Annotated in this window: 1 pseudogene; it reads left to right on the top strand. The window is 39.1% G+C overall.

The features are described 5' to 3' along the window. Positions 1-460 (top strand): annotated as a pseudogene (locus tag ACUTSE_RS18145) (hypothetical protein); the annotation flags it as partial.

The following is a 460-nucleotide window of genomic DNA, read 5'->3' as shown; positions in this document are numbered from 1 at the left end:
ATAGATGAAAACGGACAGACGGTTTCTTTAGATATGACCACCATTATTCAAGGCAATGAAACGGTTACAACCTTGGTGAAAGATCCATTAAATAACGGAAAATATACCTATACTAATGAGGCTGGTGCAGCCGTAATCATTGATGTACAGGCCGATGTTGTCAATAATTTCGAGGAGATTATTAACAAAGCCGAGGTGCAAGAGTTGTTGACGCAAGTAGTAAACAATGTTGGTGGAAATATGACGTACGATGGTACAGGTTTTACCTATACAGATGAAAACGGTGTTTCTCAGGCTATTGATTTAACAGCACTTATTCAAGCTGGAGAAACGGTAACTGTTTTGGGTGTAGATACAGTAACAGGTAGTTTAACCTATACGGATGAAAAGGGCGATACTACAAATCTAGATGTTCAAGCATTGGTAGGTAAAGAGGATCTAACCTTGTCAGAAGAACTGG

The organism is Myroides sp. TSA_177.3 (genome assembly GCF_052691955.1).
Note: the sequence above shows the minus strand (reverse complement) of the source record. Positions and strands in the feature narration are given on the sequence as shown.